The sequence below is a fragment of the Leclercia sp. EC_58 genome, assembly GCF_019584355.1.
Classification (GTDB): Bacteria; Pseudomonadota; Gammaproteobacteria; order Enterobacterales; family Enterobacteriaceae; genus Enterobacter.
In genome coordinates, this window is sequence record NZ_VDAM01000001.1 from 3,780,897 (window position 1) to 3,799,256 (window position 18,360).

An 18,360-nucleotide genomic window follows, 5' to 3' on the forward strand; every position below is an offset into this window, starting at 1 on the left:
ACGTTAGCGCACGTGTTTGCATCGCGTGCACCGGGTAATCCTCTTGCCCGCTGGCTATCGGCTTTTTTTTTAAAATTTACCTGCTTATCAATTAATTATAAAAACACCCCCGACTAAAACGGGCATTACATTACCTCTAACCGTTATGTGGAGCATTTCATGAACGACAGCCCATCGATGGAGCAAACACGTGCTAGCGTGCTGGCTCCGCCTGCGTCTACTGACGACACGCTCGATCCGCGTCAACAGCGGGTGATCAAGAAACTATTCCGGCGACTGATCACTTTTTTGTTCATTCTGTTCGTCTTTTCGTATCTGGATCGCATCAACATCGGCTTTGCCGGTCTGACGATGGGCAAAGATCTGGGCCTCACCAGCACCATGTTCGGACTGGCGACCACGCTGTTTTACGTGATGTATGTCATCTGCGGGATCCCCAGCAACGTGATGCTGAGCATCGTGGGCGCCCGTCGTTGGATCGCGATTCTGATGGTGGTGTGGGGGATCGCCTCCACCGCTACGATGTTCGCCACCGGCCCTAACAGCCTGTACGTGCTGCGTATGCTGGTGGGAATTGCCGAAGCGGGCTTCCTGCCGGGGCTGTTATTGTATTTAACGTTCTGGTTCCCGGCGCACTACCGCGCTCGCGCCAATGCGCTGTTTATGATTGCCATGCCGGTGACCATGGCGCTGGGTTCGCTGGCCTCCGGGTATATTCTCAACCTCGATGGGGTGATGAACCTGAAGGGCTGGCAGTGGCTGTTCCTGCTGGAAGGCTTCCCGTCGGTCATTCTGGGCTTTGTGGTCTGGTTCTGGCTGGATGACAGCCCGGATAAAGCGCGCTGGTTGACCCAGGATGACAAGGCTTGCCTGAAGGAGATGCTGGAAGCGGATCGCATAAACGCCCAGAGTAAGCAGCTGCGGGAGCAGGCCGCGCTGGCGCCACAGCAGCGTAGCCTGATGCGCGAGCTGTTCACGCCCACCATCATGCTCTACACCCTCGCCTATTTCTGCCTGACCAATACCCTGAGCGCCCTGAGCGTCTGGACGCCGCTGATTCTGCGCAGCATCAGCGAGGAGAGCAGTAACGTAACCATCGGTATCCTGAGCGCCATTCCGCAGGTCTGTACCATTGTGGCAATGGTCTGGTGGAGTAAACGTTCCGACAAGCGCAACGAGCGTAAAGTCCACACTCTGCTGCCGTACCTGTTTGCCGCCGCAGGCTGGATCCTCACCGCCACCAGCACCGATCCGGTGCTGCAGTTCACCGGTATCGTGATGGCCTCGGCCGGTGCCTTTGCCGCCATGGTGATCTTCTGGACTACGCCGGATCGTTCCATCTCCCTGCGTGCCCGTGCGTTGGGTATTGCGGTGATCAACGCCACCGGGATGACCGGCGCCGCGCTGGGGCCGCTGCTGATGGGCTGGATGAAGGATGTCACCGGTAATTTCAACGCCGGGATCTTTATGGTGGCCGGTTTCCTGGTGCTGGGTGCGGTGGTGATTGCACTGATTCCGATGAAACAGGCTGAACCACAGCGATAGTTCTGCCCCTTACCAGCCCGGCGCAGCAGCCCTGTGTCGGGCTTTTTTGTCGATATCCTCCCCCCGTCTCGCATAATCCCGGCCTGCAAAAGATCATTCTGAGTGATACATTGCCACTTTACTATTGATAAAAGCTATTAAAAACAGATAATTGATCACTTTTAATTATATAAACGCCAGAATAATGATATTCATCACGTTTTCTTTCTTTGATTAAGTGCATATTTAGCGGCATAAGAATTTGCTTAAAAAATATAATTCACTAAAAAAGTGAAAATTATTAGCGCGTATTGTTATTTTTTGTACATTTTATTAAGAGGGTTAGGTTATGAACGCTGAACTGATTAAGGAATCGGTTCTGAATACAATGGTTGATGCGGGGAGAAAGTCCTTAGAACAATATAAATTTATCTCGCCTGAGCTGGAAGAAAAACATCAGGGCCTGAGGATATTAGACAAGGCCGATGATACTGAAAAAGATGCGCTGTTCCGGATGAATCAAACTGGAAACATGTTCTATGTCTCGACGTCACCTGAATTAACCATACGAACCAAAAAACTATTTGCTAGCGTGGCGGTGTTGTTCGCAGCGATGACCAGCGCGATGAATCAATCGGGTAAATCACTTTTTGACTATGAGGCCTGGTTGTCACTGGTGGACAAGTCTGGTTTTTTTGTTGAAGTGCAGAAAGCCAGCAGCATGCTGACGATTAAAAAGAGCGGCGTCGCCGTTAATACCCAAATCATCCAACAGATCATCCCAGGCCTGAGTACTGACAACGCAATGGCGATCGCCCAAGGGGTGTTGAGTACGATAAATGGCGAATTACAGGCAACTGAACGCGATGAAGAGGCCAAAGTGGGCCACATACTTTTCATCTGTGAAGAGCTCTTCGGGGTACCGAGCATAACGATTCGTCTGTTTTACGCATCCCAAAAATCTCAACGCGCCATCATTCAGGCACCTTGCCACATGTCGGCCACCTCTACGTTTGAGCAATTACAGAGCGCGCATACCTTCCTGTTTGCTTCACCCGATACGATATCTGAATATGCGAATCTCTTTACAGATCAACCTGAAGAGTATATGAATCTGATTGAGCATCTGAAAGAGATAATTACAGCTAAAAATTAATCCCGTTCCCCTGCTGAATTAAGCCAGCCTCATTTTGTCCATTATTATACGAGAGTGCTGAAGCGGCACGGCTGTCTTAAAACAGGTGTCCATTAACATTAATCTGGCTAACCCAGATACCCTCTGCGGTTAGCCATTTTGTTCTTCGGCTATGCCTCCGCGGCCACCGGCACCAGACTAAAGGCAAAACCCCACAGCAGAGCCAGCACGCCGGCAAACTCTCTGAGCGAACTGCGGATGCGGCTGGCGATCCTGTATATCGGGCAGGAAAAACAGGCGATTGAAACCGTGGCGTTGCGTCTCGGCTACAGTTCGCTGGCAGCATGCAGCCAGGCGTTTAAGCGTGTTGTCGGCCAGTCGCCGGGGGCATTGCGTGAAGCCAGTCAGACCCCAGAGGAGATCTGACCGGTTCGCTTTACAGGAGAGATTAAAGCCAGCTCTGCTGAACAGGTGCGCCTTCGGTGCGCTCCGTGCGAGGCATTTCAATTGCCAGCGTTGACAGGTGCTTAGCCCACAGGTCAGCCACCCATTTCACGCCGCGGGCAGTAAAGCGTGCCTGAGACCAGGTGCGCTCGTTTTCGCCCACCCCGCTGTGCAGGGTAAAATAGCCCGCATCGATGTGGTGCTGCGGCGGAACCAGGTTCCCGCCGACGCGCTGCATGATATTCCGCTCAAGCAGGAACTCCCGGAACTGGGGCTCTTTCGCTTTGAGGATCTTACAGAGCTGACGGAAGCCCAGCGACTCCTTGACCTGAACAAACTGATCAAAGAACGCCGCCTTTGGTGCCCAGAGGGCTAGCTGCTCCTCAGCACGCTGGCGTTTTTCATACTGCTCGGCCCAGGCGCGTGCCGCCGCCGCCGGGTTGGTGAAGTCCGGGATATTGACGTTTCTCTCCTGCTCCTGCCAGCGATCGAGCATAGCGGCAGTAAAGCCCGGGGAAATACGTGAAACCGTCAGCAGGGAGTCCCGTTTGTTCAGCAAAAACTCCTGCCGCATTTCACCTTCGCGCTCATACAGGCTGGCCGTTACCGGCTGCGAAAGACGCTGCGCCGTTTCCAGGCTTTTTACCATGCGCTTCACCTCGGTATGAGCAATACCGGTCAGCTTCGCGATTTCGCGGCTGCTGATGGTGGCAAGCTGGCCACTGGACTGGAAAGTTTCAACAGGAATTACCATAGGTTTCACCCCTCACTCATACATTACTCGGGTAATTTGCTCTAATAGTATACAAATACCTGTTCAAATATCCAGTATAATTTTTAAACGATCTTCTCCCAAAGCAGGCCACGCCTAAGTTGCGGTAATTAGAGCTGTTTTGACTCTGTCGCCAGGCTCTCCAGTTCCCGTGCGTCATGGCTACAGAAAAAAGTGATGTCGTGTGAGTGCGCGCAGGAGAGCTCCCGTAGCCGCTGTTGGTTGTGCCGCCGGGTACCGTTGTCCATCGCCATCATCCACTGGTAAAACCGCAGCCCCGGTGTGCAATGACGCTGCGGCTGGCGCATCTCATCCCGATAGAACCAGGCGTCGCCACCGTGCAGCAACCACCCCGACGGCTGGCTGATGGCGATCCCCGCATGCCCGGGCGTGTGCCCGGCCAGCGGCACCAGCAAAATTTCCGGCGGCAATCCGTTCAGCGCCGTCACCGCGTCGAAGCCAAACCAGCGCTCGCCCTGCACCTGATAGCCCTGCCAGCCAGAAGTGCCGCTCCACTGCCCGGGACGATAGCGCTCCCGTTGCAGCCAGCTGTGCCGCCGTTGCGCCGTGTCGATCTCCTGCTGCATCAGATGGATGCGCGCGTGAGGGAAATCGCTCAACCCACCCGCGTGGTCGAAATCCAGGTGCGTAAGCACAATATGGCGGACATCCGCCGCGCTAAAGCCCAGCGCCTCGACGCGAGCGCGCGCCGTAAGCGACTCCCGACGTTGGATATTGTTCAGCGCCCGGAAAAAGCCCGACAGCCTGGAAGGTTCACGTACATCCCCTTGCCCAAAACCGGTATCCACCAGCACCAGCCCGTCGCGGTCGGTTTCGATAAGCAGGCAATGGCAGACCAGGTGCGCATGTAGCCCCTTGCTGAAACCGTCGAACAACGCGCCGCCCAGCGGGCACATACAACCACAGTTAAGATGATGAATCTTCATACCGTCTCCTCATCAGGGTGTGTGTTTCTGCTGACTCTGCTCGGACGTGCCGAAATGGGTGGTGTCCCCATGCCCGTGTTCACCGCTGCCCTGCACACGTTTAAGCTGAATGATTTCGCCGCGCTGCCAGGCATTTGCCCCTTCCGCTACCGGATGGGCCACGATGTCGGCACGCTGGGCTTTGATCTGCTGCGTATCGATCCCCAGGCGACGATCGCGATCCGCCAGCAGCCGGGGATCGAGCTGTCCCTCGCCGGTAAAGCCCATCATCAGCGCAGGTATGCCGAGCGGCAGGGTCTTGTCCCTGTCCGTGTGCCAGGTATGCCAGGTTTTGCCGTAGGTGTTGACGACTTTATTCATCAGCGCCTTGTCAGCGACCGCAGGCAAGCCGGGCGCCACCAGGCTGCCCGATTTCACTTCATACTGGTGGCTGTGCCAGAGCTTTTTCTCCTCCGGCGGCAGGCTGTTAAACAGGCGTTCGCTGATGATGTACTCCACCCCCATCAGCCGGGCATCCTTTGTATTGCCGTCATAAATGACCGCCTGCATGACCTCTTCATTGAGTACCGTCACGTAGTGATGCGCCTCCATCTGCCCGTTTTTATCTCCACTGTAAAAATGAAAACCGTCAAGATAGGCGCTGATGGCCTCTACCGGCGGACGGGACTGGATCACCTGGGCGCCCGTCTGCAGGGTGCTCAGGGTGGCGGAGGTACTTTTACCGGGAACAGGTGCCTGAGGCGGGGTGTTATTCGCCCCGCAGCCGACAAGCAGCACAATGGCTGGCAGGATCTGAGGTAATGATTTCATTGGCACTCCCTTTCATTATAACCCGTTATGAAGGTAGTGCAGATGTGGCAAGCCAGCCAGACCGTGCCGGAGGTCTGGCTGGCATTCGATCAGAAGTAGTATTTAAAGCGGAGGCGGCCACCGTAGCGGGCGTCGGTGTCGCCGTTACCCTCTTTCGGCTGGGCATCTATCCACGACGCATAGGCCCCGAGATAAACGTTGAAGTTTTTCATTTTCATTACGTTAGAGATAAGATACGACGCGTGAAGCGTGTGGATGTCGTAATCGCCCGGATGGGTGATCCAGCAGTCGCCGTCGCAGTCGTCATTCAGCCCGGCAGCGTTAAATCTGTCGATCTCGTTATGGGCGTAGATATAGCCCAGCTCAATGTTCTTCCACAGACCATTCACCCCGGCGGTGAAATCAGTTTCGTCGCTGGCGTCCATGTAGGCGGTGTTGAGGTTGATTACTACGCCGTTATCCGGGTCGGTTTTTTGCCCGTTCCAGTTCATCGTCAGGCCATAGCCGGTGCGATCGGACTGATCGATCCAGTGGCCTTCTGCATCCCGATAACCGTAAGCGTTGTTCACCAGGTTGCTCTCCATGGCCAGCGCCGTGGTGAAGCGCCCCTCTGACCAGGCGATAACCGGGCGCACATAGGCCACGTTTTTATCGTTATCCAGATCCATGCCATGGTACTGCTTATCGACAAAGAGCGAGCTGCCGTTTTCCAGCAGGGTGTTGACCTCAAAATACCAATTACCGAGGTTTTTACTCAGCAGGAAGTTACCGCCGCTGTCGCTGCGCCCGCGCCCCTCTTTCATCATGTAGATGTAGCCATAACCGTCACTGCAGAGATCGTTCGCCGTGTTGCCGGAGTACTCAATAAAGGTGTCCTGGTTAAGAGGAAACATGTCGTAGGCTTCGAAGCGCCCGACTTTGATTTTCCAGTCGTTCTCCTGGCCGAAGAAGAAGACCGCGTCATCCAGATTCATCTTGCCGGTAAGATCCGCCAGCGGCTGCACCGAGAAACCGGCAAACTGGCCGTTGTCCATTCGCCGATAGCCGTCAAACCCCAGCAGGAGACGGCCATTGATATCCCAGCGCTCGTTGTTTGACGGGGCCCAGTCCTTATTGGCGCTGGTGCGCATGGATGTCAGGCTGCCGCTGCGGCTGGCGGCGTCCATATTAAACTCCACATCGCCATAGAAGCGCAGATCGCCATAGCCTGACAGGGTTAACTTCGGCGCTGGCGACGTCTGGGGTTCAGCTGAGACCACATTTACCGCCGGAGCCTGTTGCGCCTGCTCTAAGCGCGCAATCTGGGCTTCGGCTTTTGCCAGACTGGCTTCCAGCCGGGCAATTTTCTCCTCCATGCTGTCCGTTTGGGTGGCCGCCAGCGTGGTCGCCGGAATACAGGCGCCGACCAGCAGCGCAATATAATGAATACGCATAGATTCCATCCTGTGAGTTTATTGTTGATTCCACTGTTACATTAGGGTTTTGCAAATTTTCCGTTATTTAAATCTGTCACCACGGTATTCATTACCTGTTCATCGAGGCGGTAGAATTTAATTGCCAGCGCGGTCAACAGATAAAAGAGCGAGGGGATAAGGGTAAATAACCAGACAACCCCCTGCACCGCCTGAGGGGATTGCACCGCTGCGCTGGCTTGATATTCAAACCCGGCCAGAACCCAGCCCAGAATAGCGCCGCCGACAGCCACGCCTAATTTAATGACAAAAATATTGGCCGCGACATTCATGCCGGTAATTCGCCGCTGGGTTTTCCACTCGCCGTAATTATTGGCGTCGGTGATCATGGACCACTGCAGCGCGCCGTTTCCGCCCTGCACCGTCTGGATAAGAAAGTGGGCCACCAGCGGAATCAGCCAGTATTGCACCGGCAACCAGAAGCAGACGAGGCCCAGCCCGGCGTTGAGCAGGTTTATCCAGAATGAGAGTTTGATTTTGCAGAACCGGGAACCCAGCGGCTGCGCCAGCGCCGAGCCCAGCATTGAGGCGATCATCCCGCCCAGCATAAATAGCGAGATAATAGTGGAGCCCTGACGCAGCACGGTATTGACGTAATAGACCACCGCGCCGCCGCGGATCACCACCGCCACCAGCATCATGAAGTTGTAAATGGACAGAATGCGCCACTGCTCATTGCGAAACAGAATTTTGACGTCACGGACGACATTCAGGTTTTCTTCTTTGATGGGCTGGACGCGCTCTTTGGTGGTGGCGAAACAGATGATAAACATCAGGCAGCCAATCACCCCGAAAATGGCCATCGCCATCTGAATGCCGCTCGCGCGATCCTGAGGATAGAGATAATCCGCCAGCGGCAGAATGCAGGCGGTGCCCAGGGCGCCGCCCAAGGGGGTGATGGCAAAACGCCAGGATTGCAAAGAGAGGTTTTCCCGCGGATCGGAAGTAAGTGCCGCGCCCAGCGAACAGTAAGGAATATTGATGGCGGTATACATCAGGGTCATAAAGATATAGGCCGCCACGGCATAGACCACTTTACCGCTGTCAGAAAAGGACGGGATGGTATAGACCAGTACGCAGCTGACCGCGAACGGGCCGCAGATCGCCAGCAGCCACGGACGAAAGCGTCCCCAGCGTGAGGAGGTAGCATCTGCAATCGCTCCCATTATCGGGTCGGTGATGGCATCCAGCAGCCTGACCAGTAAAAACATTGTCCCCATCACTGCGGGCGGCAGCCCGTAGATATCTGTATAGAAATAGGCGAGGATCGCCACGGAGGAGTCAAAGACGATATGGCTGGCCGCATCGCCGAGGCTGTAGCCTATTTTCTCTTTTACCGTTAATTTTTCCGTTGCCGACATTTCAGGTCTCTCCCTGTATTTTTCAGTCAGTTTGTTGTTGCTGCCGACATAATTTCCATATCCCTTCCAAAGCAATCTATTATGTTTTCTCGCTAAGAAGTTATGATTTTCGCTTTATGTGATCCGCGTGTTTAATGGTTATTTACGCGATAAATAGATCGCACCGCTTATATATTTTTCGCGTGGATTCCGCCTCCTGAATACGCAACGGTAAATAGTCTGGTTTTGTGCAAAGTGTTACCTCCGACACGCGAAGTGACAAATATTCGTCTAAGGTTTTCAGGTGATTGATGGCAGCGGTCGCGCTGCCCAAAGAACCCAGGAGAACAACCATGATGAGACCTCAGCAGCAAACAGCATTGCGGCTGGCGATTGGCGGCATCCTGCTTGGGATAACTGCCTTTAGCTATGCGGAAGAACCGTCCGGCGCCCGGAAACAACCACCAGACATTCTGTTTGGCCCGCTGTTTAACGATGTGCAAACCGCCAAACTCTTCCCGGATCAAAAGACCTTCGCCGATGCGGTACCGAAAAACGATCCCCAGACGATCCTTGCCGACTACCACATGCAGCGCAAACAGTCCGGCTTTGATCTGCGCCACTTTGTGGAGGTGAACTTCACCCTGCCGACCGAGAAAGAAAAATATGTGCCACCTGCCGGGCAGAGCCTGCGGGCGCACATTGACGGTCTGTGGCCGGTGCTGACGCGCACTACCTCCAGCGCCGGAAAGTGGGATTCCCTGCTGCCGCTGCCGAAGCCTTACGTCGTGCCGGGCGGACGTTTTCGCGAGATCTACTACTGGGACAGCTACTTCACCATGCTTGGGCTGGCCGAGAGCGGCCATTGGGACAAAGTCTCCAGTATGGTGGACAACTTCGCCTACGAACTGGACAGCTGGGGCCATATCCCCAACGGTAACCGCAGCTACTACCTGAGCCGCTCCCAACCGCCGTTCTTTGCCCTGATGGTGGAACTGCTGGCGACGCACGATAAAGAGGCGCTGAAAAAATACCGTCCGCAGATGGAAAAAGAGTACGCCTACTGGATGGAGGGGGTAGATGCCCTTCAGCCGGGCCAGGCCAGCCAGCGGGTGGTGAAGCTCGACGATGGCGCTGTGCTTAACCGCTACTGGGACGATCGCGATACGCCGCGCCCGGAATCATGGCTGGATGACATCAACACTGCGAAAAAATACCCCAGCCGTCCGGCAACCGAGATCTACCGGGATCTGCGCTCCGCCGCCGCCTCCGGCTGGGACTTTAGCTCACGCTGGATGGACGATCCGCAGCAGCTGGGAACGATCCGCACCACCAGTATCGTGCCGGTGGATCTGAACGCCCTGATGTTCAAGATGGAGAAACTGCTGGCGAAGGCCAGCCAGGACGGCGGTGACAGCGCCGCAGCCAGCCGTTACGAGGGCCTGGCCTCCGATCGTCAGAAAGCGATGGAGCGCTATCTGTGGAACGACAAAGAGGGCTGGTACGCCGATTACGATCTGAAAACCAAACAGGTACGTAATCAACTGACCGCCGCGGCGCTGTTCCCGCTCTACGTCAAGGCCGCCTCGCAGGAACGCGCGGACAAAACCGCCTCTGCTGCCGAAGCCCAGTTGCTGAAAGCGGGGGGCATTTCGACCACCACCGTTAACAGCGGCCAACAGTGGGATGCTCCTAACGGCTGGGCGCCGTTGCAGTGGGTCGCCACCGAAGGATTGCAGAACTACGGGCAGGATAAAGTGGCGATGGACGTGACGTGGCGCTTCCTCACTAACGTACAGCACACCTACGATCGCGAGCAGAAGCTGGTGGAGAAATATGATGTCTCCACCACCGGCACTGGCGGCGGCGGCGGTGAATACCCGCTGCAGGACGGCTTCGGCTGGACCAACGGCGTGACGCTGAAAATGTTGGATCTGGTCTGTCCGCAGGCGAAACCATGCGACAAAGTACCCGCCACGCGACCCGCGGCCAATGAGGGTTCGGTAACCACCACCCCATCGACTACCGGCGCACAACCTGCGGCGAATGGCACATCCACCACCAGCGACCAGCCAGCGGCGACAAGTACCCCGTCGACAACTAACCCGTCAACGACCACAACGCCACCGGCTTCTAATGATACGTCGACAACCACGACGCCACCGGCCTCAAATAACTCGTCGACCACCACCACGCCACCGGCCTCCAATGGCACGTCGACAACCACCACGCCTCCGGCCTCAAATAACTCGTCGACCACCACTACGCCACCGGCAACCACCGACCAGCCAGCGGCTAACGATGATCCGACAGAAACGCAGAAAAGTGTCGGCCAGCAGTAACCTCCAGGCCGGGTAAGGCGAATCCGCCACCCGGCATACTGTCCGGGCTCTGCCCATAAAAAAACGGCTCTTAACAAGAGCCGTTTTATCGGTTTCAGGCGCGTCGTACCATCCTGTAGATAAGAAGTACCAGAATGGCACCCACCACAGCCACCAGAAAACTTTGCAGGTTGAATCCAGATACACTGCCGCCGATGCCAAACATGGTTGCCAGCCAGCCGCCGACAACCGCACCGATGATCCCAAGGATACAGGTCACAATAAAGCCGCCGCCATCACGTCCCGGCATGATGAACTTTGCGATAACGCCAGCAATCAGACCAAATACAATCCAGGCGATGATACCCATAGTGTTGCCCTCTTGCAGAGTTAAGCTTGCGCAGGACACCCGCCCGCGCAGGTAATAGTAAGTATAGGCAATCGCCGGAAATCAGTTTTACTACACCGACTTAATTGCGATTCAGGCGAAAAAAAATTGCCGGTTTGTATTAAGTTCCGCGGCCCGCTGCCGATAACGCATCCACAGACTGTCATCTATCGAGGAGCCCTGGGGCGTGAGTAATTACAGTGAGCAGTTCCTGAAAACTAATCCGCTGGCTGTATTGGGTGTTTTACGCGATCTGCAAAAAAATGACGTTCCCGTCCGTATCAGCTGGGGGAACAACCAGTTCATCAGCAAAATCCTGGATGCTACCCCGGAACGACTGATCATGGATTTGGGCAGTCAGGAGTTTGAAAACCGCTCGGTGTTACGCGCGGAGAATATCACCGTGGCCGCCGATACCCAGGGAGCCAAAGTCGAGTTCGACCTGCCGAAGGTGGAACAGGGTGACTACCAAGCGCTGCCTGCTTTTATCTCGCCGCTGCCAGCCTCCGTATGGTGCATTCAGCGCCGGGAATATTTCCGCATCAATGCCCCGCTGCATCCGGCCTACTTCTGCAAAGCCAGAATGCCTGATAAGAGCGTCATTCGTTTCCGTCTGCACGATCTGTCGCTGGGCGGCATGGGCGCGCTGATGGATACCGCCCAACCCGAAGGCCTGGTGGAGGGGATGCGTTTTTCGCAGATCGAGCTGGATATGGGCGGCTGGGGTCGCTTCTTTTTTGATGCGCAGCTGATAACCGTGAGCGAACGTAAAGTGGTGGACAGCAAAAACGAAACCATCACCACGCCGCGTCTGAGCTTCCGTTTTCTCAACGTCGGGCCGGGTCCTGAGCGTGAACTGCAGAAAATTATCTACTCGCTGGAGCGTGAAGCGCGGGAACGTGCCAACAAAGTGCGTTAATCGCCACCGGGCAGCACGTGGCTGCCCGGCAACAGATTACATGACGTCCATCGCTTTCTGTACTTTCCAGATATAGCGCGGAGCCTGCGGGGCGGGATGGTTATTGACGACATGATCAAAGAATTCGTCTTTATCCATGTCATTGATTTCGGCGATCGCTTTTTTGCGATCCGACGAGAAGGTGCGCAACAGCGCGCCCGCGCCGTTCACGTATGAAACCACCAGCGCATACTGCATCACCTCCGGATCCTCAATGCCGTTCAGGATCCCGTGCTCCAGAATGCTCAGGTAGGCGGTACCCATCGAGATGTTGCGTTCCGGATTCTTCAGCTCGCTGGTAGAGGGTTGCCCGCTCCAGCCCATGTGCCGGTAGACCTCACGCCCGGCGGTGGAGGCTTTCAGCTGCATCAGACCCACCGCGTTCGATTTACTCACCAGGTTCGGGTTCCCGCCCGACTCCACCGCAATGATGGCGGTGATGAGCCGCGGGCTGACTCCCCAGGCCTCACCGGCTTTTTCACTGATCGGCATCCACTGCATCGCCCGTTTGACCGGGACTTCCGGGTTCCATTCCGGTTTCTGGTAATCCTGCTTTGAACTACAGCCTGCAAGTAACACAATCAAAAAAGCAAACCATCTCAATTTCACGTCATCTGTCCTTATGGTCATTCATCGCTGTTACTCTATCCTCCGCTTGATGAAGGACGCGCTCAGGCGGCATGATATATACATTTAAGTTTATAAGTCAGCAAGGAAATGCCATGTCTCAGTTTCATCTCATTGCACCATCAGGGTACTGCATTAATCAGGAAGCGGCGCAGCGGGGCGTGGCGCGGTTACTGGACGACGGCTATCAGGTAAAAAATCAGACGATTATACCCCGCCGCCAGCAGCGTTTTGCCGGCACCGAGGCAGAACGCCTGAATGATATCAATGCCCTTGTCCACCTGCCGGGCGCCGACCAGATAGTGCTGCCGGTGCGCGGCGGGTATGGCGCCAGCCGCCTGCTGGAACAGATTGACTGGCAGGGACTGGCGAAACGCCAGCAGCAGGATCCGTTGCTGATTTGCGGCCACAGTGATTTCACCGTGATCCAGCTCGGCCTGCTGGCGCTGCACAACGTCATCACCTTTAGCGGCCCGATGCTGGCGGGCAATTTTGGCGCCCCGGAGCTGAACGCCTTTACGGTAGACCATTTCTGGCGGGCGCTCGGCAACAGTACCTACTCCGTTGAGTGGCAGGGCGATGGCCCGTCGTGTGCGTGCGAAGGCCAGCTGTGGGGTGGCAATCTGGCGATGGTGGTGTCACTTATCGGCACCCGCTGGCTGCCCGCCATTGAGAACGGCATCCTGGTGCTGGAGGATATCAATGAGCATCCGTTCCGCGTCGAACGTATGCTCCTCCAGCTGCATCACGCGGGTATTCTCGACCGTCAGCAGGCGATTGTGCTCGGCAGCTTCAGCGGCGCGACCCCTAACGATTACGATGCCGGATACGATCTGGCGACCATGGTCGATTACCTGCGGTCCCGGGTATCGGTGCCGGTTATCAGCGGGCTCGACTTCGGCCATGAGCAACGAACCGTTACCCTGCCGCTCGGTGCGCAGGCGACGCTGGTTCATGCGCCGGGCAGCAGTCGTTTAACCCTGAGCGGGCATCCGGTGCTTCGGGCGTAAAAAAAGCCCCGGAAGTACCGGATTTCCGCCCTGCAAGGGGTGTTAATATGGTAGGGTTTTACTAACAGTCATCGCGTCAGGCAGGGAGTACGCACACATTGGATGCCGCAGCAATAATCAGTCTTTTTATCCTGGGTTCAGTTCTTGTAACCTGTAGTATTTTATTGAGTTCGTTTTCGTCACGTCTCGGCATCCCCATTCTGGTTATTTTCCTCGCCATCGGCATGCTGGCGGGGGTTGATGGCGTCGGGGGTATTCCCTTCGACAACTACCCGTTTGCGTACATGATCAGTAACCTCGCTCTGGCGGTGATCCTGCTGGATGGCGGCATGCGCACCCAGGCCAGTTCATTTCGCGTGGCGCTGGGCCCGGCCCTGTCGCTGGCGACGGTCGGGGTGCTGATCACCTCCGGCCTCACCGGGATGATGGCGGCGTGGCTGTTCCACCTTGACCTGATGGAAGGGTTACTGATTGGCGCGATTGTCGGGTCTACCGATGCCGCGGCGGTCTTCTCCCTGCTGGGCGGCAAAGGGCTGAACGAACGTGTCGGCTCGACGCTGGAGATTGAATCCGGCAGTAACGATCCGATGGCGGTGTTTCTCACCATCACCCTGATTGAGATGATCCAGCAGCATGAAACCGGCCTGAGCTGGATGTTCGCCTGGCACATCATTCAACAGTTTGGTCTGGGTATCCTCTTTGGCCTTGGCGGCGGCTATCTGCTGCAACAGATGATCAACCGCATCTCGCTCCCTGGCGGGCTCTATCCGCTGCTGGCGCTGAGCGGTGGGATTTTGATTTTCGCCCTCACCACGGCGCTGGACGGCAGCGGCATTCTGGCGGTCTATCTCTGCGGTTTCCTGCTCGGCAACCGTCCAATCCGCAACCGCTTTGGCATTCTGCAAAACTTCGATGGCCTGGCCTGGCTGGCACAGATTGGCATGTTCCTGGTGCTGGGGCTGCTGGTGACGCCGTCGGATCTGCTGCCGATTGCCGTTCCGGCGCTGATGCTGTCACTGTGGATGATCTTCTTTGCCCGTCCGCTGTCGGTCTTCGCCGGGCTGCTGCCGTTCAGAGGCTTTAACCTGCGCGAGCGGGTGTTTATCAGTTGGGTGGGACTGCGCGGTGCGGTGCCGATCATCCTCGCGGTGTTCCCGATGATGGCCGGGCTGGATAACTCCCGTCTCTTTTTCAACGTGGCGTTCTTCGTGGTGCTGGTGTCGCTGCTGTTCCAGGGCACGTCGCTGTCGTGGGCGGCGAAAAAGGCGAAAGTGGTGATCCCACCGGTGGGCTGGCCGGTCTCCCGCGTGGGGCTGGATCTTCACCCTGAGAATCCGTGGGAGCAGTTTGTCTATCAGCTCAGCGCCGATAAGTGGTGCGTGGGCGCCTCGCTGCGGGATCTGCATATGCCCGCCGAGACGCGCATTGCCGCCCTCTTCCGGGATAACGCCCTCCTGCACCCGACCGGCAGCACCCGGCTACGCGAGGGGGATATCCTCTGCGTCATTGGCCGCGAGCACGACCTCCCTGCCCTCGGCAAACTCTTCAGCCAGTCGCCGCCGGTGGCGCTGGATCAGCGCTTCTTCGGCGACTTTATTCTGGAAGCCAGCGCCAAATTTGCCGACGTGGCGATGATTTACGGTCTGGATGTCGGGCTGGAGTATCGCGATAACCAGCAGACCCTGGGCGAGATCGTGCAGAAGCAGCTCGGCGCCGCGCCGGTCGTGGGTGACCAGGTGGAGTTTGCCGGAATGATCTGGACGGTGGCGGAGAAAGAGGATAACGCGGTGCTGAGGGTGGGCGTGCGCGTGGCGGAGGATGCCGAAGAGTAGGCCGGTTTGCCGGGTGGCGGCTACGCCTTACCCGGCCTACGGGTTTTGTAGGCCCGGCAAGCGTAGCGCCACCGGGCGATGTTACACAACGACGATCGGTACTCGTGGCGCTAACGCCGTTAACAGCTCATACCCGACGGTGCCCGCGGCGGCGGCGACATCGTCCACTTTCACCTCGTTGCCCCACAGCTCAACCGGCGTACCGATCCCCGCATGCGGGCACGGCGTCAGATCAATCGCCAGCATATCCATTGACACCGTGCCGACCGTGCCGGTGCGCACGCCGTCCACCCATACCGGGGTACCGGAAGGGGCAACGCGCGGATAGCCGTCGGCATATCCCCCGGCGACGATGCCGATCCGCTGTTCCCCCGACGCACGATAGCGGCTGCCGTAACCCACGGTATCCCCCGCTTTCAGCGTCTGGACGCCAATGATCTCACTGCGCAGGGTCATCACCGGCTTCAGGCCGCTGTTGGCGATATCCTGCCACTGACCCGACGGCGAGGCGCCGTAGAGGATGATCCCCGGACGCACCCAGTCAAAATGCGCCTCCGGATGCCAGAGCGTCGCCGCCGAGTTGGAAAGCGAACGCGGACAGGCCAGACCTTCCGCTGCCTGCTCGATGCGCTTCATCGGTTCGACAATGCCCTCCGTCTTTTCCGCATCAGCAAAATGGGCCATCAGGGTCATTTCGCCGACGTTCTTCAGCGCCCGCAGCTGTTGCCAGACGCTGTGCACGCGCTCCGGCTGGAAACCGAGACGGTTCATCCCGCTGTTCATTTTCAGGTAGATATCGAGCGGGGCATGCAGCTTCGCATTCTGTAGCGCCTTGACCTGCCAGTTGCTGTGTACGCTGGTAGTCAGGCGGTACTTATCAAACAGCGGCAGTTCATCGCTGTGGAAGAAGCCTTCGAGCATCAGAATCGGCCCTTTCCAGCCGCGCTCGCGCAGCAGGATCGCCTCTTCAAGGTTGAGCAGCGCAAAACCATCCGTTGCGCTTAACGCGCTCCAGATGCGGTCCAGACCGTGGCCGTAAGCATTGGCTTTGACCACGGTCCAGACGCGTGAAGCGGGCGCAGCGCGACGGACAATTTGCAGATTATCCTTCAGGGCCTGCAGATCCATCTGAGCCAGAACAGGACGGGACATGACGACTCCTTGTTAGTTATGCGCGCCGTGTAAATGTTGTGGACGTGACGGCGTGAAACCCGGACGGTAGCGCGCGACGCTTAAATCATCAAACGGAATAGCGGGTGTGCGCCCGGAGATCAAATCACTGAGTAGCTGCCCTGAACCGCAGGCCATTGTCCAGCCCAGCGTACCGTGTCCGGTGTTTAGCCACAGGTTTTTAAACGGTGTCCGCCCGACCACTGGGGTGCCGTCCGGCGTCATTGGACGCAGCCCGGTCCAGAAGGTCGCCTGTTCGATAAAGCCGCCGCGCGGGAAGAGATCGCCAACGACCATCTCCAGCGTTTCCCGACGCGGTTTCAGCAGCTCAGTGTTAAAGCCGACGATTTCCGCCATTCCTCCCACGCGGATCCGGTTGTCAAAACGGGTGATCGCGATTTTGTAGGTTTCATCAAGGATAGTTGAAACCGGGGCACCACTCTCCTCTTTTACCGGGATGGTAAGCGAATAACCTTTCAGCGGGTAGACCGGAATGTCCACAATGCCCTTCAGCATGGCGGTGGAGTAAGAGCCAAAGGCCATCACGTAAGCGTCGGCTTTCACCACCTCATCGCCGCAGAGTACGCCGTAGATATTCTCCCCTTCGTACAGAAGCTTATCCACTGAAGTGTTGTAGCGGAATTTCACCCCCGCCTGTTCCGCCATCTGCGCCAGATTCTGCGTGAAGAGCTGGCAGTCGCCGGTCTCGTCATTAGGCAGACGCAGACCGCCGGTCAGCTTATGCGCGACCTCAGCGAGGGCCGGTTCCACCTGCGCCAGCTGGCTCGCTTCCAGCAGCTGATACGGGACGCCCGCGTCCTCGAGTACAGCGATATCACGGGTGGCGTTTTCGTACTGCTGAGCGGTACGGAACAGCTGCAGGGTGCCTCCCTGACGGCCTTCATACTGGATACCGGTGGCGGCACGCAGCGCTTTCAGGCAGTCGCGGCTGTACTCCGCCAGACGTACCATCCGCCCTTTGTTTTCCATGTAGTGCGAAGTGTCGCAGTTGCGCAGCATCTGCCACATCCACTTCAGCTGGAACTGGGTGCCGTCGAGACTGATCGCCAGCGGCGCATGGCGCTGGAACATCCACTTAATCGCCTTCAGCGGTACGCCCGGTGCCGCCCACGGCGCCGCGTAGCCCGGAGAGATTTGTCCGGCGTTCGCCGCGCTGGTCTCCAGTGCCGGACCCGGTTCCCGATCGATGACGGTTACATCATGCCCGGCCTGACTTAAATACCAGGCGCTGGTCACACCAACGACGCCACTTCCCAGTATGACAACACGCATAGCCACTCCATTTATAAGCAAAAGAACAATCTTCTGGTTACATATTGATAACCCAGATGAAAATATTATTCAACATAGGCATTTTTTATGGTGACTTACCTCACACCTTCCCCCTATGACGGGGCTGTGGCGTATTTGGCATCTCCTGCTGCGCGGCATTTTTAACCAGCAGATTATGCTGCTACCCACCCCCTTTTCGTCATGCCCGCGACGGGAAATCGCAAAGAAAAAAATAGCGCACCAGCACGCTTTTGAATGGCGTGTTCTATGCTTGAAAAGAGGTTCTCCAGACAGAGAGAGCTACCAACAACGAGGGC

14 protein-coding genes and 2 pseudogenes are annotated in these 18,360 nt (G+C 56.8%); 7 read left to right on the top strand and 9 right to left on the bottom strand.

The genetic code is table 11. The features are described from left to right. The first annotated feature begins 159 nt into the window (after positions 1 to 159). The 3 genes and pseudogenes from hpaX to FHC51_RS18510 all read left to right on the top strand — a co-directional run. A complete protein-coding gene (gene hpaX, locus FHC51_RS18500) occupies positions 160 to 1,545 on the top strand; it encodes a 4-hydroxyphenylacetate permease (protein ID WP_220436306.1) in 1,386 nt (461 codons plus the stop codon). 328 nt (positions 1,546 to 1,873) lie between these two features. Next, entirely contained in the window at positions 1,874 to 2,680 is an 807-nt protein-coding gene (locus tag FHC51_RS18505) for a Zygote formation protein zyg1 (RefSeq protein ID WP_220436307.1), read from the top strand. Between the two features lie 159 nt (positions 2,681 to 2,839). Beyond that, a pseudogene (locus FHC51_RS18510) lies at positions 2,840 to 3,085 on the top strand (helix-turn-helix domain-containing protein); the annotation flags it as partial. A 22-nt stretch (positions 3,086 to 3,107) separates the two neighbouring features. On the opposite strand, the gene FHC51_RS18515 reads toward FHC51_RS18510, so the two are convergent. From FHC51_RS18515 to FHC51_RS18535, 5 genes are all read right to left on the bottom strand, one after another. Further along, positions 3,108 to 3,857 (bottom strand): phage antirepressor KilAC domain-containing protein, encoded by a 750-nt coding sequence (locus FHC51_RS18515; RefSeq protein WP_103822326.1) that lies wholly within the window; start codon positions 3,855 to 3,857, stop codon positions 3,108 to 3,110. Positions 3,858 to 3,985: 128 nt separating this feature from the next. Beyond that, positions 3,986 to 4,822: an MBL fold metallo-hydrolase gene (locus tag FHC51_RS18520; RefSeq protein WP_114386461.1), complete on the bottom strand. Its 837-nt coding sequence runs from the start codon at positions 4,820 to 4,822 to the stop codon at positions 3,986 to 3,988. A 12-nt stretch (positions 4,823 to 4,834) separates the two neighbouring features. Next, positions 4,835 to 5,632 (bottom strand): OBAP family protein, encoded by a 798-nt coding sequence (locus FHC51_RS18525; protein WP_220436308.1) that lies wholly within the window; start codon positions 5,630 to 5,632, stop codon positions 4,835 to 4,837. Between the two features lie 89 nt (positions 5,633 to 5,721). Then, a complete protein-coding gene (locus tag FHC51_RS18530) occupies positions 5,722 to 7,065 on the bottom strand; it encodes a carbohydrate porin (RefSeq protein ID WP_220436309.1) in 1,344 nt (447 codons plus the stop codon). Between the two features lie 41 nt (positions 7,066 to 7,106). Continuing rightward, the gene (locus FHC51_RS18535) at positions 7,107 to 8,465 is read right to left on the bottom strand and encodes a glycoside-pentoside-hexuronide (GPH):cation symporter (RefSeq protein ID WP_220436310.1); all 1,359 of its coding nucleotides are present in this window, start codon (positions 8,463 to 8,465) and stop codon (positions 7,107 to 7,109) included. A 332-nt stretch (positions 8,466 to 8,797) separates the two neighbouring features. Here FHC51_RS18535 and FHC51_RS18540 point away from each other — a divergent pair. Continuing rightward, positions 8,798 to 10,441 (top strand): annotated as a pseudogene (locus FHC51_RS18540) (alpha,alpha-trehalase); the annotation flags it as partial. A 439-nt stretch (positions 10,442 to 10,880) separates the two neighbouring features. Here the strand turns inward: FHC51_RS18540 and FHC51_RS18545 are convergent. Further along, positions 10,881 to 11,135 carry a GlsB/YeaQ/YmgE family stress response membrane protein gene (locus FHC51_RS18545; protein ID WP_103179996.1) on the bottom strand — a complete coding sequence of 85 codons (255 nt, stop codon included), beginning with the start codon at positions 11,133 to 11,135 and terminating at the stop codon, positions 10,881 to 10,883. 205 nt (positions 11,136 to 11,340) lie between these two features. Between FHC51_RS18545 and FHC51_RS18550 the strand changes: the two genes are divergently transcribed. Beyond that, positions 11,341 to 12,072: a flagellar brake protein gene (locus FHC51_RS18550; RefSeq protein ID WP_220436311.1), complete on the top strand. Its 732-nt coding sequence runs from the start codon at positions 11,341 to 11,343 to the stop codon at positions 12,070 to 12,072. A 36-nt stretch (positions 12,073 to 12,108) separates the two neighbouring features. Here the strand turns inward: FHC51_RS18550 and emtA are convergent, their stop codons facing one another. Continuing rightward, positions 12,109 to 12,720 carry a membrane-bound lytic murein transglycosylase EmtA gene (emtA, locus tag FHC51_RS18555; RefSeq protein WP_220436312.1) on the bottom strand — a complete coding sequence of 204 codons (612 nt, stop codon included), beginning with the start codon at positions 12,718 to 12,720 and terminating at the stop codon, positions 12,109 to 12,111. Between the two features lie 113 nt (positions 12,721 to 12,833). Between emtA and ldcA the strand changes: the two genes are divergently transcribed. Both ldcA and FHC51_RS18565 read left to right on the top strand, forming a co-directional pair. Then, positions 12,834 to 13,748, top strand: coding sequence for a muramoyltetrapeptide carboxypeptidase (ldcA, locus tag FHC51_RS18560; RefSeq protein ID WP_220436313.1), 915 nt, complete (start codon positions 12,834 to 12,836; stop codon positions 13,746 to 13,748). A 98-nt stretch (positions 13,749 to 13,846) separates the two neighbouring features. Then, entirely contained in the window at positions 13,847 to 15,580 is a 1,734-nt protein-coding gene (locus FHC51_RS18565; RefSeq protein WP_114386449.1) for a potassium/proton antiporter, read from the top strand. Positions 15,581 to 15,661: 81 nt separating this feature from the next. Here the strand turns inward: FHC51_RS18565 and dadX are convergent, their stop codons facing one another. Beyond that, positions 15,662 to 16,732: a catabolic alanine racemase DadX gene (gene dadX / locus FHC51_RS18570; protein WP_103180001.1), complete on the bottom strand. Its 1,071-nt coding sequence runs from the start codon at positions 16,730 to 16,732 to the stop codon at positions 15,662 to 15,664. Positions 16,733 to 16,744: 12 nt separating this feature from the next. Beyond that, complete coding sequence (locus FHC51_RS18575) at positions 16,745 to 18,043, bottom strand: D-amino acid dehydrogenase (RefSeq protein WP_114314665.1); 1,299 nt, start codon at positions 18,041 to 18,043, stop codon at positions 16,745 to 16,747. Between the last annotated feature and the right edge of the window lie 317 nt (positions 18,044 to 18,360).